The 22,099-nt window shown below is 46.8% G+C and carries 22 protein-coding genes and 1 riboswitch; of the genes, 12 read left to right on the plus strand and 10 right to left on the minus strand.

The features are described 5' to 3' along the window. Positions 1-81: 81 nt before the first annotated feature. The 4 genes from NX720_RS14450 to NX720_RS14465 all read right to left on the minus strand — a co-directional run bounded on the left by NX720_RS14450 (position 82) and on the right by NX720_RS14465 (position 5,783). Positions 82-1,365, minus strand: a complete 1,284-nt coding sequence (locus tag NX720_RS14450) for a hypothetical protein (protein ID WP_262595511.1) — start codon at positions 1,363-1,365, stop codon at positions 82-84. A gap of 157 nt (positions 1,366-1,522) precedes the next feature. Beyond that, the gene (locus NX720_RS14455) at positions 1,523-3,385 is read right to left on the minus strand and encodes an RNA ligase family protein (protein ID WP_262595512.1); all 1,863 of its coding nucleotides are present in this window, start codon (positions 3,383-3,385) and stop codon (positions 1,523-1,525) included. A gap of 134 nt (positions 3,386-3,519) precedes the next feature. Then, positions 3,520-5,214 (minus strand): energy-dependent translational throttle protein EttA, encoded by a 1,695-nt coding sequence (gene ettA, locus NX720_RS14460; protein ID WP_262595513.1) that lies wholly within the window; start codon positions 5,212-5,214, stop codon positions 3,520-3,522. A 356-nt stretch (positions 5,215-5,570) separates the two neighbouring features. Further along, complete coding sequence (locus NX720_RS14465) at positions 5,571-5,783, minus strand: IS3 family transposase (protein ID WP_262601583.1); 213 nt, start codon at positions 5,781-5,783, stop codon at positions 5,571-5,573. A gap of 426 nt (positions 5,784-6,209) precedes the next feature. Here NX720_RS14465 and NX720_RS14470 point away from each other — a divergent pair, with 426 nt between their 5' ends. Further along, entirely contained in the window at positions 6,210-6,974 is a 765-nt protein-coding gene (locus NX720_RS14470) for a CPBP family glutamic-type intramembrane protease (protein WP_262595514.1), read from the plus strand. A gap of 59 nt (positions 6,975-7,033) precedes the next feature. Then, positions 7,034-8,560, plus strand: coding sequence for an IS66 family transposase (gene tnpC, locus NX720_RS14475; protein ID WP_262595515.1), 1,527 nt, complete (start codon positions 7,034-7,036; stop codon positions 8,558-8,560). Positions 8,561-8,644: 84 nt separating this feature from the next. Here tnpC and NX720_RS14480 read toward each other — a convergent pair whose 3' ends face one another. Then, positions 8,645-8,935, minus strand: coding sequence for a hypothetical protein (locus NX720_RS14480; protein WP_262595516.1), 291 nt, complete (start codon positions 8,933-8,935; stop codon positions 8,645-8,647). Positions 8,936-8,946: 11 nt separating this feature from the next. On the opposite strand from NX720_RS14480, the gene NX720_RS14485 reads away from it, so the two are divergent. Both NX720_RS14485 and NX720_RS14490 read left to right on the plus strand, forming a co-directional pair. Beyond that, on the plus strand, positions 8,947-9,210 hold the full coding sequence (locus tag NX720_RS14485) for a site-specific integrase (protein ID WP_262595517.1): 264 nt from the start codon (positions 8,947-8,949) through the stop codon (positions 9,208-9,210). A gap of 26 nt (positions 9,211-9,236) precedes the next feature. Further along, the gene (locus NX720_RS14490) at positions 9,237-10,745 is read left to right on the plus strand and encodes an autotransporter outer membrane beta-barrel domain-containing protein (RefSeq protein WP_262595519.1); all 1,509 of its coding nucleotides are present in this window, start codon (positions 9,237-9,239) and stop codon (positions 10,743-10,745) included. 140 nt (positions 10,746-10,885) lie between these two features. Here NX720_RS14490 and NX720_RS14495 read toward each other — a convergent pair whose 3' ends face one another. From NX720_RS14495 to NX720_RS14505, 3 genes are read right to left on the minus strand one after another with little or no spacing between them, the layout of a single operon-like run. Beyond that, the gene (locus NX720_RS14495; RefSeq protein WP_262595520.1) at positions 10,886-11,107 is read right to left on the minus strand and encodes a type I restriction enzyme subunit R domain-containing protein; all 222 of its coding nucleotides are present in this window, start codon (positions 11,105-11,107) and stop codon (positions 10,886-10,888) included. Beyond that, a complete protein-coding gene (locus NX720_RS14500) occupies positions 11,104-11,298 on the minus strand; it encodes a hypothetical protein (RefSeq protein WP_262595521.1) in 195 nt (64 codons plus the stop codon). The genes NX720_RS14495 and NX720_RS14500 overlap by 4 nt, the downstream gene beginning before the upstream one ends. A 23-nt stretch (positions 11,299-11,321) precedes the next feature. Continuing rightward, positions 11,322-11,714, minus strand: a complete 393-nt coding sequence (locus tag NX720_RS14505; RefSeq protein ID WP_262595522.1) for an AAA family ATPase — start codon at positions 11,712-11,714, stop codon at positions 11,322-11,324. A 469-nt stretch (positions 11,715-12,183) separates the two neighbouring features. Between NX720_RS14505 and NX720_RS14510 the strand changes: the two genes are divergently transcribed. The 7 genes from NX720_RS14510 (at position 12,184) to nrdR (ending at position 18,296) form a co-directional block, all read left to right on the plus strand. After that, positions 12,184-12,426 carry a FitA-like ribbon-helix-helix domain-containing protein gene (locus NX720_RS14510; RefSeq protein WP_262595523.1) on the plus strand — a complete coding sequence of 81 codons (243 nt, stop codon included), beginning with the start codon at positions 12,184-12,186 and terminating at the stop codon, positions 12,424-12,426. Further along, positions 12,423-12,824: a type II toxin-antitoxin system VapC family toxin gene (locus NX720_RS14515; protein ID WP_262595524.1), complete on the plus strand. Its 402-nt coding sequence runs from the start codon at positions 12,423-12,425 to the stop codon at positions 12,822-12,824. Before NX720_RS14510 ends, NX720_RS14515 begins: the two co-directional genes overlap by 4 nt. A 179-nt stretch (positions 12,825-13,003) precedes the next feature. Beyond that, positions 13,004-13,600, plus strand: coding sequence for a hypothetical protein (locus NX720_RS14520; RefSeq protein WP_262595525.1), 597 nt, complete (start codon positions 13,004-13,006; stop codon positions 13,598-13,600). 333 nt (positions 13,601-13,933) lie between these two features. After that, complete coding sequence (locus NX720_RS14525) at positions 13,934-14,182, plus strand: hypothetical protein (RefSeq protein WP_262595526.1); 249 nt, start codon at positions 13,934-13,936, stop codon at positions 14,180-14,182. Between the two features lie 417 nt (positions 14,183-14,599). Beyond that, positions 14,600-16,108, plus strand: coding sequence for an autotransporter outer membrane beta-barrel domain-containing protein (locus NX720_RS14530; protein ID WP_262595527.1), 1,509 nt, complete (start codon positions 14,600-14,602; stop codon positions 16,106-16,108). 244 nt (positions 16,109-16,352) lie between these two features. Further along, the gene (gene glyA / locus NX720_RS14535) at positions 16,353-17,606 is read left to right on the plus strand and encodes a serine hydroxymethyltransferase (protein WP_262595528.1); all 1,254 of its coding nucleotides are present in this window, start codon (positions 16,353-16,355) and stop codon (positions 17,604-17,606) included. Between the two features lie 222 nt (positions 17,607-17,828). Continuing rightward, entirely contained in the window at positions 17,829-18,296 is a 468-nt protein-coding gene (nrdR, locus tag NX720_RS14540) for a transcriptional regulator NrdR (protein WP_262565733.1), read from the plus strand. A 71-nt stretch (positions 18,297-18,367) separates the two neighbouring features. On the opposite strand, the gene NX720_RS14545 is transcribed toward nrdR, so the two are convergent. Then, complete coding sequence (locus NX720_RS14545) at positions 18,368-19,426, minus strand: calcium/sodium antiporter (RefSeq protein WP_262595529.1); 1,059 nt, start codon at positions 19,424-19,426, stop codon at positions 18,368-18,370. 6 nt (positions 19,427-19,432) lie between these two features. Then, positions 19,433-19,630, minus strand: a riboswitch (yybP-ykoY riboswitch). A 57-nt stretch (positions 19,631-19,687) separates the two neighbouring features. Next, complete coding sequence (locus NX720_RS14550; protein WP_262595530.1) at positions 19,688-20,797, minus strand: hypothetical protein; 1,110 nt, start codon at positions 20,795-20,797, stop codon at positions 19,688-19,690. A 148-nt stretch (positions 20,798-20,945) separates the two neighbouring features. On the opposite strand from NX720_RS14550, the gene ribD reads away from it, so the two are divergent. After that, a complete protein-coding gene (gene ribD, locus NX720_RS14555) occupies positions 20,946-22,067 on the plus strand; it encodes a bifunctional diaminohydroxyphosphoribosylaminopyrimidine deaminase/5-amino-6-(5-phosphoribosylamino)uracil reductase RibD (RefSeq protein WP_262595531.1) in 1,122 nt (373 codons plus the stop codon). Positions 22,068-22,099: the final 32 nt, after the last annotated feature.

Below are 22,099 nucleotides of genomic sequence, written 5' to 3' on the forward strand. Positions count from 1 at the left end.
CGCAGCAAGACTGCGGGGAATAAGGCCCAATAAGGTGACCATTCAGCCATAGCCTTTGTACTGGCGTGAATGCCTGAAATATTACCGGGGAAAATAATTATTCACGTAGTACTTCTGGCATTCATGCCAGGTTCTATTCCCACAAACAGACTGATACAAATAAGCCCTGATTCTTTCACCCTGACCAAGGAAGGTGCCAATGGCTGAACCTATGAAAAAAACGGCTAAGTTACGATAGGTGATCAAGCTCGGGTTAGAGGTGATTGAGTCTGGTTTGTCCGGTGTCTGTTGCCTGAATCGATTGCTATAACGTTCCCATTTATCCCTGATAGATTCTTTTGGAAGACCTTTTTTCAGCGTTGGGGAAATTCGGCTTTTCACCGGCTTGTCGTCAGATGTCCCTGCATTTCGGAAACCGCCTGTTTGCGTATCGTAGCAAGTAGCGGGGCATTCATTGCTGCTGCAACTAAAAAGCCTTTGTGTGCTTGCAGCAGGTACAGGCGGTTCCTGCAAGGATTCGTCCAACCTTTCTAAGGGCAATAACCCGTATTCGGGAGATACAACAAATTGAAATGATGCGTTATTCAGCTCACGTTCCATCCATCTCTGAGAGAGTTCTTCCTGCTGCGTAATACGTAATTCGACCCATGGAAACATGGCATGGGGACCTCCAGGGGCGGTTATCCGTATTGCAATAACCTCTGAATGATTACTGACATCAAGCACCAGAGTGGGTCGAGATGTTGTCATTGATAGAAGCATGGCTACTTCAAGACTTCCAAACTGATTCAAATCCAGTCGGACATCATTGACCAGTTCGTCCACAGTAGGGGATAAATTGACGGGCTCTGCACTTTGTCTAATGGCTCTGAGGGTATTTATTGCCGTTAGAATGATGCTGTGATGTCCCAGCTCCGAAATACGCTCTAAAATTGATGCTAGATACACCTCTGAGGTTTTAAATACTTCATTAAGCTCTGCCGCCAGCAAGTCACTCACCGCTGCTGCCTGAGTATGGGGGCTATCCCACAACTGTGGGTCAATGCCATCAAACCGGGAAGCAACACTCGGTTGTGTAGAAAATCGGCTCATGATATTTGCCATCGATGCTCTTGGTATATTCTCTGTGTCAAGGATTTGTATCGAATGCACAATCGACGAGGAATGACAGAATTTGCCTTCTTCCAGTGGTTTGCACTTAATCACTTTGTAACCTGATGATGTGAGTAGTTCTTGTAATTGTTTGGGAATAGTCGCTTTTTCGCCCTTGCCTGCCATCGATATACCGGGCCAGCAAACCAGAAAGGTTATGAACAGCCAGTGCATAAATCGCTTATGGAGTTTTAACGTATCTGGCTCTGCCATCACTTTGCCTCTGTTTTTCTCAGTTGAAGTTAATTCGCAGCAAGACTGCGGGGAATAAGGCCCAATAAGTTGACCATTCAGCCATAGCCTGTGTACTGAAAGGCTATGGCTCCTCTTAGCTCTGATTCAGCGCTTGTACGAAATGAACCGGTTGTCCTTATTGTTCCTCAAGGTCAGGATGATCCTTTATAAGTTCCTGTGCTTTTTTTCCTAACTTCGTCAATATAAGTTTCCACTGTCTATCGTTATTAACTTGTTCTTTTGGCGGTTTCTCATTTTTTTTATTGTATTCATCAATGGCATCCCTAATAAACATTCCGTTGATTTTCTTTATATTTTTTTCTGTTATTGGACCTACCTTGGAACGAACGGAAAGGAGACGCGCTTCTGTGATTTCCGCAATAAGCGCATCAAGCACATGTTGATTGTCTTCACTAATGGCAGTGTCCATATTTTTAACAGGTTTTTCTTTCCTGTTTCCGGTTTCACAAAAATCAGGGTTTATTATCTTTAAAATGATATGTTTTCTGTTTTTCAAAAACAAAGGCTGGACAGGCTTAATGACAACGCCTTCTGCGTTCTGGTCTTTTTCAATTGGACCGTGAAGGCTTTGGAAAACTGGATTAAAAGCAAGGGCTTCCTCGAATGAATCGAAAATTCTGACCTCTTTTGCGATGGGTATTTCAGTGGCTGAAGTCCATTCTATAAACTTGTTGTAATCTATTTTTCTATTATTAAAAAAAATATCGAAAGCGGCAAAGTCAAAACCTTGTTGATAAAAAATTCTCTTCTGTATATTGCCTCCATAAAGCTCACCTGTAACAGTTAGAGTATCGCCCTCTTCACAGTATTTTTTGAACATGTCTAAAATATTTTGATGGTATTTTTCATAGATAGCGCTGTCATCAAAAAAATGGTCTCCTTCCACAATCCACCCAGTCCGTTTGGCAACCCGCACTTTTTTACCGTCTGTCCAAAAGCTGTAATTAGAACCATCAATTTTTTCTTGTGCTACCCATTGCACGACAGGGGATCCATTATCTTTCATCTCTTTAAGGCGTTCCAGAATTGCATTTCTGGCCTTTTCATGACTGCTGTTTTCTATTGAGTGATACTTCACGAATTTAAATTCAGAAGGCTCTTTTGATGTTCCGGCCAGTTCTTCAGTTGGTGCTGAAACCTCTTGCTCAAGCATTGGTGTTGACAGGGATGCAACTGTGGCAGAGCTGACAATCGAAGAGCCTGTTATTGAGCCGTCTGAGTGGGTAGCGCTGCTTTGCGTTGATGAGCTGACAGTCTGTTTTTTCTGATGCTCGCCGTTGTCGGTTTTTCCCCCATGGCTATCTGGCGCTTTCCTGATAATTTGCTCAAAAAAACCGGATACTGAGCTACCATCCTTCCCCTTTGGGTAAACCCGAATGGTGTCTGAGGTTTCAAAATCAAGGTCAATATAACTCCCATCAGGAGCAAATGATGACGAAGGGGGGGACATAGGGACAGAGGTGGTTGCGTGGAATGTTTTTTCGGTTTCTTTATAAAGACCTATTTCAGGTGGATTAATGGTTTTAGTATTGTATTCTGTCGGGCTGGTCAGTGTGGGTGTTGCCAAAACTACGGTTTGAGATAAAACGGTGGACGCTAATTCTATAACGCTACTGTTTAGTAGCTGCAACCCTTTAGTCTGATCAATGATTTGAATACCCGTGGCGGTAGGAGTTGGCTCAAACGGTAATAGGAAATGAATAATTTTTGGTTCGTTGGTTTTATATTTATAAATTTCTATCTTGTCTTTCTCTACTCCTATTTTTTGAACCCCTCTTTCCTTCATTGCCTGAGATAGTGGGTTCGTTTCACGTAGCAGTCCATTGCTTTCAAACAGGGCTTTATCACCCTGAACCTGCACTTCCACCCCTCCCAGACTTCCGACAAAGACGGCTCCGGAAGATTGAGCATTACCTGAAGATATCGAGACTATACATGGCACACAAAAAGAGAATGCTTTTAATGTTTTACTGAGCATAGCTATAGATTCTTATTTGTTTAGGTGAGCGAAAAAGAATAGTAGCTTTTGCGAAAAATTACAGACAGACAGGGCCTGAAGACCGGAACGAAGGAACCGATTTTCAGGCCGGGAAGTAGCGGGTCGGCTGTCTATTAAGCGTCGATGCGCTTGTACTTGATGCGATGTGGTCCGGCAGCCTCTTCGCCCAGACGTTCTTTACGGTCAGCTTCGTACTCGGTGTAGTTACCCTCAAAGAAGGTCACCTTTGAGTCACCCTCATACGCCAGAATATGAGTTGCCACACGATCCAGGAACCAGCGGTCGTGGGAGATCACCATGGCACAGCCGGGGAAGGCCAGCATGGCTTCTTCCAGTGCGCGCAGGGTTTCCACGTCGAGGTCGTTGGAGGGTTCGTCCAGCAGCAGTACGTTACCGCCATGCTTCAGGGTGGCTGCCAGTTGCAGGCGACCACGCTCACCACCGGACAATTCACCAACACGCTTCTGCTGGTCTCCGCCCTTGAAGTTAAAGCGGCCAATGTAAGCGCGGGAAGGCACTTCATAGCTGTTGATTTTCAGAATGTCCTGACCATCAGAAATCGCTTCCCAAACGGTTTTGGAGTCATCCAGTTCATCGCGCAACTGCTGTACGTTGGAGATTTTAACGGTGTCGCCCTGTTCGATAGAGCCGGAATCCGGCTGCTCTTCACCGACAATCATTTTAAACAGGGTGGATTTACCGGCACCGTTACCACCGATAATACCGACGATGGCACCTTTGGGTACGCTGAAACTCAGGTCATCAATCAGCAGGCGACCGTCGAAGCCTTTGCGGACATTGTTGAATTCCAGAACCTTCTCGCCCAGACGTGGACCGGGTGGAATGTAGATTTCATTGGTTTCGTTACGGGTCTGGAACTCCTGGGACTGCATTTCTTCAAACCGTGCCAGACGTGCCTTGGACTTGGACTGACGGCCTTTGGCATTGGAGCGAACCCATTCCAGTTCGTGTTCCATTGCCTTACGACGGGCGTCCTGTTGTTTCTGTTCCTGTTCCAGACGCTGTTCTTTCTGCTCCAGCCAGGCGCTGTAGTTACCCTGATAAGGAATACCTTCACCACGGTCCAGTTCCAGAATCCAGCCAGCGGCGTTGTCCAGGAAGTAACGGTCGTGGGTGATGGCAACCACAGTACCCGGATATTCCACCAGGAAGCGCTCCAGCCAGGCAACGGATTCGGCGTCCAGGTGGTTGGTAGGCTCGTCCAGCAGCAGCATTTCCGGGCTGGACAGCAGCAGGCGGCACAGGGCAACACGACGACGCTCACCACCGGACAGGTTGGCAACATTGGCATCCCATTCCGGCAGGCGCAGGGCGTCGGCCGCCACTTCCAGCTTGCGCTCCAGGTTGTGGGCGTCGGCTGCCTGAATGATGTTTTCCAGCTTTGCCTGCTCGGCCGCCAGGGCGTCGAAATCCGCATCTGGTTCAGCATAGGCCGCGTAAACTGCTTCCAGCTTTTCCTGGGCTTCCTTGATTTCACCCAGGGCTTCTTCAACCACTTCACGAACGGTTTTGGTCGGGTCCAGTTCCGGCTCCTGGGGCAGATAGCCAACGTTCAGGTCTGGCTGTGGACGGGCTTCACCGTCGAACTCCTGATCAACGCCTGCCATGATGCGCAGCAGGGTCGATTTACCGGCACCATTCAGGCCCAGCACACCGATTTTGGCACCGGGGAAAAATGACAGGGAAATATCTTTGAGAATCTGGCGTTTTGGGGGAACAACCTTGCTCACCCGGTTCATGGTGTAGACGTAAGAGCCTGTTTTTCCATGCTTGTCACCTTTTGCCATTAGTCATGTCTCCTTTGTTCAGTATTTGAGATGTTTCTTAAGGTTTTTAGTGTACGAAAAGCAATCGAAAAAGTTATGTTCTGGTTGATCAAAAACTGTTCGTTACTATATTTTGAAAAAGTCACTAATAGAATGATTTCTGGGGTTTGCCATGGGTCATCAAATTGAAGAGATCAGGGTACACGGCGCTAGGGAAAAATCCTACTAAAGGATGGTCTGCCTGTATTTTATCCTAATCTTTATACCACTCAAGAGCTTTCAGTCAGAGCATTGAACACACGGAAAAAATATCCTGAACATATTAGTCTGTTTGAGGATTTTCTGGAGTGATATGGCAGAGTTTTCCGGACACTTTTTTACGCTGCCTCGGCAAGTTGTTGTTCATACTTGAACGGTGTCAGGTAGCTATTGGTTGAGCGCTTTCTCTGACAGTTATAAAACACTTCAATGTACTCGAAAATTGCCTGCTGAGCTTCTTCTCTGGTCTGGAAGTCCTCATGGTGGATCAGCCCGGTTTTCAGCGTATGAAAGAAGCTTTCAGCCACTGCGTTATCCCGGCATTCTCTAATATCTGCCTTTGTGCCCTATGGGTATTCAATGCCTGATCCTCCTGAGAACGCTTGGATAGTGGACGGGATTTAGTTTTTGCATTTTCTTTGCGTAAGCGCTTGATTTCGTCGTATATATACTCGTCGTTCTTGTGAGGCTTGCTGGCAGCCTTAGGGCGGTATACTTGGCAATTTTCTGACATTTGGACATACCTTGATTGGGGCTCATATTACCCGTGTTTGTGTGTCCGGAGAACTATAACCACTTCAATTATTTTCATCCTGCAATCATGGATGATAGATCCAAAAGCGTGAGGCTCATTTCATATTGGAGAAGACTAACGTTTGCAAATAGCAAGGTCACCAATTATCTTTTTGTACTTCTTTTTTCTCAAAGTGAAACTTAGAGGAAAATACAATAAACAATAAACAATACTTGGATGAAACATGAAATTTGCATGGTTTCCATTGATAATTTGTATATCAATTCCTATAAGAGCTGACATCGGTTCTCCGGCAAGTGGTCATGATGAAGAGCAGCCTCTATCTTATCAATTCAATGAGAGTAGGATATTAAATTCTTCGGAGGTTAATGATAGTAGGGTACTAAATTCTTCGGAGGTAATTGAGGTCAGGGTATTAAATTCTTCGGAGGTTAATGATAGTAGGGTACTAAATTCTTCGGAGGTAATTGAAGGGTCTGGGCGAGAATATTGGCCGTATTTCGTGCAACCAATTGGGATTGGGTATGGAGTGATGTACGGTGCCGGACTTGCAGGAACCTATATATTATTTGAATACACAAGTTTCTGGGAAATAGAGTACTCGGATAAATTTCTGGCCAGCATAGATTTCTTTTCAGCTGTTTTAGTTGCCCCCCTCTTTGAAGAAGCCGCTTTTAGAGTTCCACTTTATATAGTTTTAAAAAGCGTGGTTTTACCAAAGATTACGAATAATGATGCTGAAGATTTGGTTGCTTCAGCCTCTGTTATATCCGGGATTATTTTTGCCAGCCTTCATTATGGGCAGTACAAAAAGGGTGCCTTGATAATGGTGGTATGCCGATCATTCACAAGCTCTTTTCATGGTATTTTGCTTGAAGCACAAGGCTTCACGAGCACACTGGCTGCGCATATTACCACCAACTTTATATCCTGGCTTAGTTTTAAACTACAGCGAAAATATCGTAACTATTCAGCCCCCAAACGATAGACTGGAATTTTTGTGATTTTGTGCCATTTTGAAAGACAGTTTTCAGGCATCTGCACGTCATGAGTCAACCTGCTCCCGAATTCCAGATTATCGTCGCTCTCCTTACTGCTGTGAATGAGCAACAGGAGCAGATTACTTGTTTGAGTGAGCAGGTTTCAAAACTGGAAGCAGAGAACAAGGAGTTAAGCGACAGGCTTAACACCAACAGCAGGAACAGTAGCAAGCCTCCTTCTACGGATGGTTATGCCAAGCCTTCCGCCAAGAAAAAAGACTCATCTGGTACGACGCCAGACCCGGACAGTGATCCTAAAGGCGAAAAGCCCAACCCCAAAAGCTTACGAGAGAAATCTGGTCGCAAGCCCGGTGGTCAAAGAGGTCATAAAGGCTCTACGCTTAGGCAGGTCGAAGACCCTGGGCGCACCCAATACCATCCGGTTATAGACTGCGAGAACTGCCATCGTTCATTACGTTCTTCTAAAATCGTCAAGCTAATCGAAAGGCAGGTATTTGAACCTGGTCGTTTTGGTCACTTTGAAGTCACGGCTCATGTAGCGGAAGTCAAAAAGTGTGAATGCGGTCATGTAACCCTCGGCAGCTTCCCGGAAGGCGTTGACTCCCATGTTCAGTATGGACCTGCTACCCAGGCGCTGGCGGTGTATCTCTGCCAGTACCAGTTGGTGCCATACAAACGCGCTTCCCAGTTTTTCCTGGATATTTACGGGCTGGAAGTCAGTCCGGGTTCCATTTGTATGTTCCAGGAAAATGCCTATGATCAACTGGCCAGCACCGAGCAGGTAATTGTCGATGCTCTTAAGAACGCACCCATTGCTGGTGCCGATGAGACAGGCATGCGGGTGGCTGGTTCGCTATGGTGGATGCACGTTCTGCGTAGTGAAAAATGGACGCTGTATCACCTTGATCCCAGTAAAGGCCACTCTGCCATTGAGTCAATGGGCGTTTTGCTGACTTTTGCCGGAATACTGGTTCATGACCATTACAAGGCTTACTTCCGCTATGCCGCTCTTCATGTGCTGTGCAACGCTCATCACCTGAGGGAGTTACAGGGTGTTGTTGACCGGGATTGCAACCATCTGGCTGTACGCCTTCAGCGGATGCTAAGGCTGGCTTGGCATCTCAGCAACGGTTTCAAAAAAATTGGCATGGAGGCGATGCCAGAGACGATTCGCCAACGGATTAGTTCACTGTTCGAGCGGACTGCGAAAAGGGCTCAGGCCGAGGAAGCCGAATATATGGAACGCCTACGGCAACGGCGGGGCGACGACAAAGTGAGAAATACGAAAGCCTTTAACCTGTTCAAGCGACTGGTGAAATTCAAGGAAGCAACCTTGAGGTTCATGACTGACTTCAGAATACCCTTCGACAACAATGGCAGTGAGCGAGACATCCGGAATGGTAAGGTAAAACAGAAAATATCGGGATGTATCCGAAGTAAGAAAGGGGCGGAATGGTATAGCCGTATCCGAAGTTATGTCTCATCGGCGAGAAAGCAGGGGCATAACGTTTTTGAAGCCTTGCTTATTGCGATGAAGAATTACAGCGATCAACCTTTGCTGGGTGCTGAATAGTTACAAAATATCATCCTACCTTGCCAATGTAAGCGAGGGTTTGCGGCGCTTTTGCTAAGAGGAATCCGAAGGCTTTAGAGGATGTCAAAGACATGGAGTACCGTCAAGACTGATCGTAACGGCCCGCAATTTTTCTACCGGTTTGTACTCGAACGACCGTGACAGTTCATTGACATCGTCAAGCCACCCTCTGTACGACGGCTGCCAGACATTCTCACCACCGATGAGCTTACCCGATTGCTGAGCCGTTGCCGAAAGCCTGAAATTCGCACATTTATACTCACCACTTACAGCATGGGACTGAGGTTGAGCGAAACTCTCAACCTGACGGTCAATGCTGGAAAACCCACCGAAATCTGCGCTGGCTGTTTCCACAGGGGCAGAACATGCAAGCACAGCACAGGGCTGCAAAGCCCATGAATCGCTCCCTGCCTCAAAAAGCCATGAGAAAGTTAGTTCAGGAATGCAGGATAAACAAGGTGGTCAGCCTCCACTCCCTGCGACACAGTTTTGCAACACAGGGGGAGCTTTGGGAAGCGGATTTGAGAGAAATGCGCCCTGATCCGGGCATTAAAATACACAACGGTAAAATATTGTCTATATTTCAGCGTCTATTTTCCTCTGTTGCACAGCATGGGAGAGGCTTTTAAAGATACGAAGAAGAGGTTGTAAGGTTATGATTCCAAGAATAATACATGGCTTGAACGCTGTTTTGGTGATGACATTGCTTCAGGGTTGTGGCAGCGGAGGTGGAGGCACTAAAGTGAGGTTCTCGCCCCTGGGTCTTAGTGTTGAGAACACAAAGGCCACTGACCTTAAAGAGTCAATAGCGTTCTATGGTGGTCATGATCCTTCACTCTCGACTGTTTCAGAACTTTCTTCCAAGAAGCCCTACTATGCCAGTAGGCTGAGTAAGGCAAAGAAGGATATGCTGAGTTCGGCTTTTGAACGGGCAAGCAAAGCTTACAAGAATAATGCGGCAAAAGACTCACCAAGCTTAAAGGATCTTGTCGTAGCCCGTTATTTAAGTCTGCAAAACTATACACGGGCCCCGAAAGATTCAAAAATCTTCCTTGAAGACGACAATTACCTGACCATGGTAAAGGCAATCAATGACGTTGCAGCCTTATGCCGTGACGGGAAGGTCAGTAGCAAGCTGGGTGATCCAAACTTCATTAAAAACCAGTCCTATCTGACGAGAACAGCCGACCACCACTGGAAAACCCATACCAAGTCCATCAGCCAGATCTGGCGTATGAATAACCTTCTGAAACAGGGCGTTGAACTTGGTGACGACGCACCGATGGTGGCCGATATCAACAACTCTCAGGGCTTGTTCAATGGCCTGGAAGACGATCACTGGTATGTATACGGGCAGGGGTATGTTTTCCGTGGACACTGGGAACCTGAAGCTGGACTGAAGCAGGAATACAAAGGGGAAGGGGCTGAGTTCGGTACTTTCCGTTATATGGGGAATGGCTTTCTATTGGGGGGCATGTTCGGTCTGCAGAAGGTGCGTATGGAAGCAAACGCAGGCGTTTCTGGCAATATGGACTCTGATGCCCGGATTTACCGGCTTGGCCCTTTTGTGTCCTGGAATAACGGCCGCTGGACCATTGATTCCATGCTGACCTACGGTTGGGTGTCTCTTGATACGGATCGGCGGGATCTGTTGAGTAATCGCTGGAAAGCGTCTCCGGAAGGTTCGGAATGGGCTGCTCACCTACAGGCGAGTTACCGGATTCCTCTCGACAGCTGGACCATGGGATTAAGCCTGGTTCCGGAAGCCTATGTGGGTTATCGCCTTGGAACCATAGAGAAACATACAGAGAAAAATGAGAACCTCAGAAACCCTGTTACCGAATCGAAGCACACAGGTTTAACGACTCGTCTCGGCACTGGTATTGGCTATATGTTTCCTGATTTAAGCCAGCCGACGGATATTATGGTTAAGCTGGGTATCCAGAAAACGCATGGCTGGGAAGACAAAAGCAAGAGCAGTTCCAGCATGTGGGCAAAGACCCCAAAAGCTGAAAGTCGTGATACCGCTATGTATTACAGCCTTGCCCTTAATCGCCAGTTCGGAGCTGACCTGGATAAGATGATTGGCCTGGAATATGCCGGAACATCGGGTAAGAAAAGTGGCAGTGATGCATTGATATTCAGTTATCGTCAGGCATTTTGAAACCAATGCCCATAGGAGCCTGTCGGACTTAAGACCGTCCTGCCGGCTCCATAGCGAAATCCCCCAAAGGGTGAGTTGTCTGAAATGGAAAAACACCCCTTATCCGTCAAACTCGAAGTCGATTCTTTCGACGGTAAAATTCATGTCGAGTGGGAGCCTGAAGCATCCTTGCGGTTCACCCGGGAAATGGTCTGGATCAGGTTATGTTTCTGGATTGGCTTATCAATATAAATCGTATCGAGGAATGGCACGTCAAAGCCGGTCAGCCACATATCCACCACAATGGCGATTTTGAAGTTGGACTTCTCGTTTTTAAAGGCGATCCAGCTCCTTGCGATAGTCTTTATTGCCCAGCAGGTCATACAGTTCCTTCTCGTCGTCCTTGCCACGGGTCATCACGTTTATACTGCCTTGCCAGAAAAGCCCGCAGGTCATCCTTAATCAGAACCTCTTCCGGCTGGCGGTTGACCTGTGAACCGGGAACATAAGGGTAGCCCTGCTCTCCCAGTAACTGAATAATCGCTTGTTCAAGGCGTTCTTCTGTGAACTTCATCGTACTGTCCGTTTGTTAATACGTCAGGCTACCTCAATCCGCTCAAGATAAGCCTGCAACCCACTTAAAAGATGCTGGAAACTCACGGATTTATTGGTGTTGAGAGAAAGGTGTGGAGAAATCTTTCGAACCCCTGCCACTTTTTGGTAGCCCTTTACCAGCTTGATTTCCAGAACGTAAGTCACCAGCCGCTCGACCCCACCGATGGCAAGCCGAAACTGGAGAGTAAACACTATCGGCTGGTCAATACAGCCACGGGTTACTACTTCCTTGAAGCCACCCCGTTTCTGAAGAGCTGTGCGAACGTTGCCAGCCAAAGCATCTTTCAGGAAGCCAAACACATCAAACAGGGTGCTTTTACCGCTGCCGTTAGCCCACAAGCAGGCACAAGCCGGGCATGTTGCGAATCCGGACATCCTGGAAAACCCGATAGTTTTTTATAGACAGGGACTCAAGCTTCACTGGGCTGCTCCCACAATAATTACGGTTGTGAGTATTGCTTTCACTAACCTACCATTTTTTGCGTTTTGATTTTCTGTGAACTTCATACTGTCCTGTTGAACTTTCCGGAAATACCGGATTATTCCTCTCTTTTCTCTTTCTACAGCCAAAGCAAACGGCTGCGCTGTAACTGTTCCTGCAACTCCTGTTCGCTGGGTAGATACTGTGATGTACTCCCACCACTAAGCCGCTGATGCGGCTATAGTGGGGGCTTCTTGCGACCCATGCTGAGAACGCTCAACACCTTTCGCTGTAGCACCTGCACTGACTGTTGTTGCGGTTGTCCCGGTAAATCAGCCAGCTACCATTTGTTAGCTGCGATTTGACGATCTTGATAATAGCAACCATAATGCAACCATATAGACACTAAAAAGGTTGTTAACTATGCCAGCACTCACGATAAAAAATATTCCTGACTCTTTGTATAAAAAGCTAAAAGAGGCTGCTAGTGCGCACCACAGAAGCATAAACAGTGAGCTGATTCACTGCCTTGAGCAAATGTTATTGCCCAAAAGGGTAAGCCCGGCAGAACACCTGAAAAAGGCTAGGGAGCTACGAAAAGGCATAGACTCCGACATGATTGATGTCGATGACATTCATGATGCTATAGATCGAGGTAGAGCATGATTGTTGTTGACACTAATGTGCTTGCGTACCTGTATTTGCCTACGAAGTACACGTCAAATGCAGAAAAGCTACTGGAAGATAATCCTATTTGGGCTGCCCCCCATCTTTGGCGAAGTGAGTTTCGCAATGTATTGGCTCTGTATCTACGGAAAAATATTATCACATATGAGAGAGCGTTACAGATTCAGGCTGAAGCTGAAACCCTCATGGCTGGCAATGAATTTGAAATGAAGTCAATCAATGTTCTTTCTCTCGTCAATAGCAGCGAATGCTCAGCTTATGATTGTGAATTCGTTTCATTAGCCGTAAATTTGAATACGAAGCTCTACACGATGGATAAAAAAGTTCTCAAAGAATTTCCAAAAATATCCTGCTCTCTGAAAGATGTCATTTGTTGACTTCAAGCAGCTAACGCCTGGTTAAGCCGCATGCCGAAGGCACGTCGGGTGGAGGGCAAAGCCCGGAGCGAACTTGAACCATTTGTTAGGCATTCTGTCTAAGTTGTAAAGAGTTATAGGGAATTTTTTAATTTTTTACGGCTCGAATTTAAATTGATTTTTAACCAAGGAGAGTAAATATGAATCCTACTAATAGTTTAAATGTTGGTTTATACCATACATCAGGTCAAACTGAATCTTCTTCTAGTAGTGAGATATTAGGGGGTTTCTCATTTCGTTCTGTTAGAGGCACTAATCTAAATTTCTCTTACCACCTTAAAAATAAAGGAATATATGATACAGATTGTATAACTATTAATACAGCCTCCAGCCATAAAAGTACCTTTTTTACATTTTATACAAAAAATGAATATCCTGATGACTGGGTTGCATCTGAAGTAGATAAATGTGCATTTATTATGCCAGAATCTACGAAGCATATTCCTGAATTACATAAAAGGGAAAGCCCTTTGGATGAGCATTATCATATTGAAGTTAGTAAAAAACAAGATCCAGATTTAGTTATTAAATTGGCACTTAAAAATATAGGCATTAAAAAAGAAAATATGAATAATTTATGCCTTTCGGCTCAGTATCTTATAAAAAACCCAAGTGAACCGGGTTTAGCATTCAAGGATGGAAGTTTCACAAGGAATGGTGGTTGTAAATCTTTAAATGATGATAGTCATAATCTTTCCTATATAGAGGGGCCATATATGTTATATAAAATTAAGTAACAAATCATTGGACACGTATATTTTAATATTTTAAATTTTTAAAAATGTTTCATATAGGCTGATACCTAACACTTAGTAGAAGAACTCGTCCGTAATCCTGCCAAAATTTCACACGAGTCCATATTTTTGCCGCACATGCGGAAAGTCCATATAACCTCCAGCTAATCCTGCGGTTTTAATTCGACCCGCTAATCCCAAGGGTTACAGAGGTACAGAAAATTAATGCGTTCGCAGACTTTAGCGTCTGTTTTTGATGATTGGACGACAATAACCCGTTATTCAGAACCATGTCTGATCGCAAACCACGAAAACATCTATGTATGCCTCGACAGTATGATCCAGCTGATTTGTGACAGTTTTGCCAAGATTCCAGATCACTGCCCTAATCATTACCAGAACAAGATTTCATTGGCAGACACCTTGATGACAGCCTATGCCATGATGCACCTGTACCGGGTCAAAGGCAGGATACCTTGCGACACTTACATGCACACTATCCTTGATCCATTAGACCCCAAAGTCATGAGAGAACCTTTCAGGCAGCTCTTTGCTGAAGCGCAGCGAGAGATAGTCAGCGAGTAACCATCCCTAAAAAATGTTCCGAGATGGGAAAAAGGTTATGTTTTGACGCCATATTTTGCAGAAAGGTAACTAGTTATCGATTTATGGTGTGAATAGCAAGGTTTTATGAAGTGGCTTTATTTCTTTATATACATGACATTCAACCGCCTGCCCACAACATAACTAAATATTTATTAGATAGATTGAAATACTGTGCCATGGAAAGGTGTCTCTGTATCCAGTTGATTTAACTGCGGGAAGATACATGTAACGGTATTACCTTGGCAATGCTTTGGGAAGGGTATTTAAGCGAAATGCGCCCTGATACGGGCAGTCACCTACACAACGGTAAAATATTGTCTATATTTCATCTTCTGTTTTCTTCTGTTGCATGGCACGGGAGGGAGTTGCAAAAGTATAACAATGGGTTGTAACGTTATGAAAAATATAACAAAAACGAAGGGTTTGATGGTCATTCTCTCGGTTGCACTGCTTCATGGCTGTGGAACCGGGGGCGGAAAGAATAAAGTGAGGTTTTCGCCACAGGGTATTAGTGTTGAGAGCAAAGAGTCTCATGAAAGTAAGAGCACTGTGGGGATAAGCAGCGGTTATGATCCCTCGCTTTCAAGTCAGGGAGCTGACTTCGACAAGCCCTACAATGTCAGCAAGCTGAGTAAAATTCAAAAGGATACGCTGAACCTGGCTTTCGATGCGGCAGTTAAGGCCTATAAAAAGAATGCGGCAGCAGGCTCCCCGCTATTGCACGATCTTATTCTGGCACGTTATTTAAGTCTGCAAAACTATAAGTCCGTTCCGGATTCGAGTGAGGTCAGCCTCGATGGTGGAAATTACATGGTCATGGTGAGTGCACTGAGTCAGATTGCTGACTTATGCCGGCAAAAGAAAGTTGGTAGTAAGCTGGGTGACCCGAACTTCATCAAAAATCAGTCCTACCTCACCAGAACAGCCGACCACAACTGGAAAACCCATACCAAATTCATCAGCCAGATACGGCGTATGAATAATCTTCTGAAACAGGGCATTGAACTTGGTGATGACGCACCAATGCTGGCAGATATCAACAACTCTCAGGGCTTGTTCAATGGCCTGGAAGACGATCACTGGTATGTATACGGGCAGGGATATGTTTTTCGTGGACACTGGGAACCTGAAGCTGGGCTGAAGCAGGAATACAAAGGGGAAGGAGCCGAGTTTGGTACTTTCCGTTATTTAGGGAATGGCTTTCTGTTGGGGGGCATGTTTGGCCTGCAGAAGGTGCGTATGGAAGCAAACGCAGGCGTTTCCGGCAATATGGATTCTGATGCCCGGATTTACCGGCTTGGCCCTTTTGTGTCCTGGAATAACGACCGCTGGACCATTGATTCCATGCTGACCTACGGTTGGGTGTCTCTTGATACGGATCGGCGGGATCTGTTTAATAGTCGCTGGAAAGCCTCTCCGGAAGGTTCGGAATGGGCTGCTCACCTGCAGGCCAGTTACCGGATTCCCCTCGACAACTGGACCATGGGGTTAAGCCTGGTTCCGGAAGCCTATGTGGGTTATCGCCTTGGAACCATTGAGAAGCATACAGAGAAAAGTGAGAACTTCAGAAACCCTGTTAACGAATCGAAGCACAAAGGTTTAACGACTCGTCTCGGTACTGGTATTGGCTATATGTTTCCTGATTTAAGCCAGCCGACGGATATTATGGTTAAGCTGGGTATCCAGAAAACTCATGGTTGGGAAGACAAAGGCAAGAGCAGTTCCAGCATGTGGGCAAAGACCCCAAAAGCTGAAAGCCGTGATACCGCTATGTATTACAGCCTTGCCCTTAATCGCCAGTTCGGAGCTGACCTGGATAAGATGATAGGTCTGGAATATGCCGGAACATCGGGTAAGAAAAGTGGCAGTGATGCATTGATATTCAGTTATCGTCAGGCATTTTGAAACCAATGCCCATAGGATCCTGTCGGACTTAAGACCGTCCTACCGGCTCCATAGCGAAAGAAAAGCAGGCAACATTAATGGCACGGTTTAGTGTTGCCTGATCCTGTTAAGCAGAAATCACCTTGAGTGTGGATAAATACTCAACCCTATTGTGGGCTTTTCCCCGGTATTTCCATGCAGTTCCCTCTGATTGTGTATTAGAATAAGCGATCTTCTATGAAGACAGGCAACACAGAGGTCTTAAATGTTCAAAAAGAGCATGTCCATAGCTGAGTTCGACCCGGAACTCAAAGCCGCCATTGATGCTGAAACCATCCGTCAGGAAGAGCATATCGAACTGATTGCCTCTGAAAACTACACCAGCCCTATGGTGATGGAAGCTCAGGGGTCTGCCCTTACCAACAAGTACGCTGAAGGTTACCCGGGCAAGCGCTACTACGGTGGATGCGAACATGTAGATGTTGCTGAACGGCTGGCCATTGATCGTGCCAAAGCCCTGTTCGGAGCAGCCTACGCTAACGTACAACCACATTCCGGCTCTCAGGCAAACGCAGCCGTTTATATGGCTCTGATTAAGCCAGGCGATAAAGTGCTGGGTATGAGTCTGGCCCATGGTGGTCATCTGACCCATGGTGCCAAAGTTAGCTTCTCTGGCCGTATTTACGATGCTGTCCAGTATGGCCTGAACGCCGAAACCGGTGAAATTGATTACGAAGAAGTTGAGCGTCTGGCTGAAGAACACAAGCCAAAAATGATTGTTGCTGGTTTCTCCGCCTACTCCCGGGTGGTTGACTGGCAACGTTTCCGTGACATTGCCGATAAGGTGGGCGCTTATCTGTTAGTGGATATGGCACACATAGCCGGTCTGGTTGCAGCGGGTGTCTATCCGTCTCCGATTGGTATCGCCGACGTCGTCACCACGACCACCCACAAAACCCTGGGCGGCCCTCGTGGCGGTTTGATTCTGGCTAATAATGACGAAGAGCTGAACAAAAAGCTGAACTTTGCCGTCTTCCCGGAATCGCAGGGCGGCCCATTGTGCCATGTGATTGCAGCTAAGGCGGTTTGCTTTAAAGAGGCCATGGCGGATGAGTTTAAAACTTACCAGCAACAGGTTGTCAAAAATGCACAGGCGATGACTGCTGTTATGCAGGACCGCGGTATCAGCGTTGTTTCCGGCGGCACTGATGACCACCTGTTCCTGATGGATTTGATTGGTAAAGAGTACACCGGTAAAGACGCTGAAGAAGCTCTGGGGCGTGCCAATATTACGGTTAACAAGAATGCCGTGCCAAACGATCCACGTTCTCCCTTTATTACCAGCGGTCTGCGCATTGGTACTCCCGCTATTACACGACGCGGTTTCAATGAAAACGACGCAGCTGATCTGGCTGGCTGGATTTGTGATGTGCTGGAAAATATCGGCAATGAGCAGGCTGAAAATGAAGTGAAGACCAGGGTGTTGGATATTTGCCAGCGCCTGCCGGTTTATAGCTGATTGCAGTCGCTGCTTTTAATAGTTAAAAAGTAAGCGTTTAAAAAACGCCGGTTTAATCTCCGGCGTTTTTTTTATGGTGAATATTTTTTCATTAGCTCATTCTTTCCATTATCTCATTCTTTCCATTAGCCCACGGCTGTTTTTACCTGATTGCTGGTGCTTGTATTTAGTCGACATCGGTTTATGATGACCAGATCAATAATTATCGAGTCAGTTCTGACAATGCATTGTCCTTATTGTAGTGCGCAAGACACTAAAGTTATCGATTCGAGACTGGTGGCTGATGGAAACCAGATTCGTCGTCGTCGTGAATGCCTGACTTGCTCTGAACGTTTTACAACGTATGAAACGGCGGAGTTGCTGATTCCCCGCCTGGTTAAACGCGACGGTTCCAGGGAACCCTTCCATGAAGATAAATTACGGGCGGGTATGGCACGGGCTCTGGAAAAACGTCCGGTCAGTGTTGAACAGCTGGAAGAAGCCATCAGTCGTATTAAGCACCGGTTGCGGGCAACTGGCGAGCGTGAAGTTAAGTCGCTGGTATTGGGCGAGGAAGTTATGCGTGAGCTGCAGCAACTGGATGAAATTGCTTACATTCGATTTGCTTCTGTTTATCGTCATTTCAAAGATCTCAATGAATTCCGGGAAGAAATTGAAAGACTGGAAACGGTTGAGCGATCCAAAAGCTAGCGGGCTTTGGGTTGATGGGGGGGGGATTCTTTTAACCCCCCCTGATGTTGCCTTTTCCAAAAGGTTTGTTTTCAGAAGGTCATCGCCAGAGCGACCATATAAACGACAAAGCCTGCCAGAATAAGCCCGCTCTTAAATCTTGATACAGTGCATTCAAATTTTACTCCTTTGCCGGTGTCGGTCAGGAAAGTGCGCCTTGATGAGATCATTGCTGAAATGGCAATGATGAGTAGAAGTGATGTCAGCCCTAGCATCGCCATGCAGTCCCTGGTTATTGCCAGTGCTTCGAGGGGTAAGTCGCCAGTAAGAAGGCTGGGCATGGCTAATACCCCCAGCAGGTTGAAAATATTAGAACCAATAATCATTGCCAGCAGCATATCAAACAGCCCTTTCTTTACGCAGGCCAGTGCCGCAGCCAGCTCTGGCAGGCTGGTGCCAAACGCAATGACGGTTAAACCGATGACCATTTCGCTGATACCAAAAGAGCGCGCCAGCTCACTGCTCCCCCAAATCAGCAATTTAGAGCTGCCAATCAAAATGATCAGCATGGCGACCACTTCGAAAATAGAGCGTGAGGTATTGAGGGGCAGAATAATCACTTCCTGATCTGAGCCATCGTTATTTTTTTCGTTATTCCCTTCGTAACTTTTTTCATCACTATGCTCGCTATTCTGATTATTGTTTTGTTTTGTCAGGTAGACACCATAGACAATAAGGCCCATAAGGAGTACATAACCGTCGGAACGGGTCAGCATACCGTCAGCCATTAGCAGGAATGCCAGACCACTGACAGCCATCAGCAGTGGCATTTCGTGGGACAAAATACGATGACTTAATACCAGTGGTGTTATCAGGCCGCAAATAGACAACACCATACCGGTATTGATGATATTCGAACCCAATGCATTGCCAATGGCGATAGAACCTGAGCCTTCCAGTGCAGCAACAGCAGAAACAGCTAATTCAGGCGCAGATGTACCAAAGGCGACAATGGTCATGCCAATGGTGAGCGTTGACATGCCCAGTCTGAAAGCCAGAGTGGAAGACACTTCAACAAGGCGATCGGCACTCCGGCTAAGGGCTATAAACCCAAGTACGATAGCCAGAAGTTGGACGACAGTAGATAACATTTAGACAAACTCAGAGGGCGTACAGACAAGGACAACCACACCAGGCCCTCATGACCAGTGTCGTCGTCCAGGTCTCATCAAGCGACAGAAGCGGATTCTGTGCCGGTTACGCCACAGCCTGTGGGCTGATGATGTTGACGCAACCACTTTTAACCATCGGCAATGATTGATTGTCGACGGTTAAAGCAGACTACTCCCCCGGAGCAGAGGCGGATAGTAATAGATGCTATCGGGAAAATCCATAGTATGACCCAATGGCTCCTATGGTTCAGCCTGTGGATTACCATCTGGCCCGGATATAAAGTGGGAAGCCTCTTTGCTGTTTAGCATTAGTGCGGAGCTTTCCAGGGCGGGAACACGATCTCTCTCTTTTTTGCCGTTCATTATTTCGTGAATGGCTTCAGCCAGAAAGTACTCACTGACATCCTCAGGCATGCTGAAAACAACGACAGGTGTCGGACGTTTATCATCAGCTACGTAAAAAAGGTTAAGCTTCTCTTTGTAAGCGCCTAAAAGAAAGAACTGATATTTTCTGGCTCCTTTGAATAGAAGAAGGTGCATCATTCCTTCATTCTTGCGAGCTGTGAAAATGGCATCCTTTATAAGGTTCATTGGTTCTATTACTTCAGAAGGGTGATTAATTGCAAAAGCCGTAAATATCTCTGACCTTTTCATCGCGAAGTCCGAGGCTTCCAGGTCATCGAATTGACTGGCCAGTCGCTTGAGTTCAGCACTCATGCCCCCTTCCTGACCTACCTGCCGCTGCAGTTGTTCAGACATTTTGCACTCCTGCATGAAAAGTGTTTGCTGCTCCAGCTCATCGGTAGGGTAAGGGGAGGAGAGATAGTGAAGGGGGCCACCGCCGTTCAGTACAACGGGCGAAGCTCCACAGTCATAAGCTACCTCGAATAATGGCGCTCTGTGTGAATCAAATACCCCCGCTTTTCCGAGACGCATGAGTGTATATAAAGAGTAAGAAAGAAGACTGCTCTGTTGTTCAATCGCTTTGGCAATGGCCTCATGAACCGGTATTCCATATCGAAGGGCTTTGGCAGTTTGAATGAGATTCTGAGGGGTGCGATCTTCCATTTTCTCATAAGCTGTTTTAAGCAGAGAATTAACTTGCAGACCTTCATTGTGAATTAAGCCTAACTGCGTTAATTGACGAAATTGATCAGCGTACGAATAGTCCTGGGTTTCCTTATTAGCCTCAAACGCCTGTTTTGCCTGATAAAGCGCTTCGCGATCGTTGATATCCAGCACCTTGCTATTATCAGCGACGTCGGTATAAGCGGTGGCTTGAGTGATGGATAGTGTCGCCAGAATAAAACATAGAATGAGTAAGCAAAATTTGCCAAGTGAGTACTTCATACAAAATCTCTCTTGTTTTTGTGGAATCTGTATTCTCTGACCGCCTGTTTAGGAAAAAGTTCGTGGCATCCCTCAGCACAAACTATCGAGATCATCCTCGTCAGACGTTATCATGACCCACTTTTAAACCTGTATGCCGGAGTTACCCATGGCCTCTGCTTCTGACCACCTGTACATGTCCCGGGCTATAGAGCTGGCGCGAAAAGGGTGTTATACCGCCCGACCTAACCCCTGCGTTGGCTGCGTTATTGTGCAGGGGGATCAGGTGGTGGGTGAGGGCTATCACCAGCGTGCAGGAGAGCCTCATGCCGAGGTTCATGCATTGGCAATGGCGGGGGCGCAGGCACAAGGGGCAACCGCTTACGTAACCCTTGAGCCTTGCAGTCATTACGGACGTACACCGCCTTGTGCAGAAGCGCTGATTAAAGCCGGGGTGGCTGAGGTGGTGATTGCCATGCAGGACCCGAACCCTCAGGTGGCTGGCCATGGGATCAAAATGCTTGAAGAAGCAGGCATCAAAACCCGTGTCGGTGTTATGGAGGCTGAAGCCAGGGCCTTGAATTCAGGCTTTATCAAACGCATGCAAACAGGCCGTCCTCATGTTCGGTGCAAACTGGCGATGAGTCTGGATGGCCGCACGGCTATGGCCAGTGGCGAATCCCAGTGGATCACAGGGCCTGAGGCTCGCAGTGAGGTGCAGCGCCTGCGAGCGCTCAGTGGCGCTATTGTGACCGGGGTTGGGTCCATTCTTCATGATGATTCAGCGCTCACCCTGAGAGAGACTGAGCTAAACCTTCCGGACGCCGCTGAACTGCTGCAGAAGCAACCCCTGCGAGTGGTGCTGGATTCCCGTTTGCAGACACCCGCTGATGCCAGGGTGGTGACGGGGCCGGGCGATGTCATGATCTTCTGCTCAGTGGAGGCAGCGAAAGCCCGTAAACAGGCGCTGGAGGCAGCGGGTGCTGAAGTGTTGATGCTCGACTCTCACGATGGGCGAATCAACCTTGAGCAAATGCTGGAAATTCTGGTGACAAAGGACATCAACGATGTACTACTGGAAACCGGCGCTACGCTGGCGGGAGCCATGATGCAGCAGGGGCTGGTGGATGAACTGATTGTCTTTATGGCACCGACACTGATGGGGTCCGGTGCCCGCCCATTGCTGGAAATGCCTTTCACCAGTATGTCGGAAAAGCTGAACCTGAATATTACCGATATTCGGGCCGTGGGTAATGACTGGAAAATCACCGCTTTTCCAAACAACGATTAAATGGCTATTGGCTGTTGGCTATTGGCTATTGG

The organism is Endozoicomonas euniceicola, assembly GCF_025562755.1.
GTDB classification, from domain to species: Bacteria; Pseudomonadota; Gammaproteobacteria; order Pseudomonadales; family Endozoicomonadaceae; genus Endozoicomonas_A; species Endozoicomonas_A euniceicola.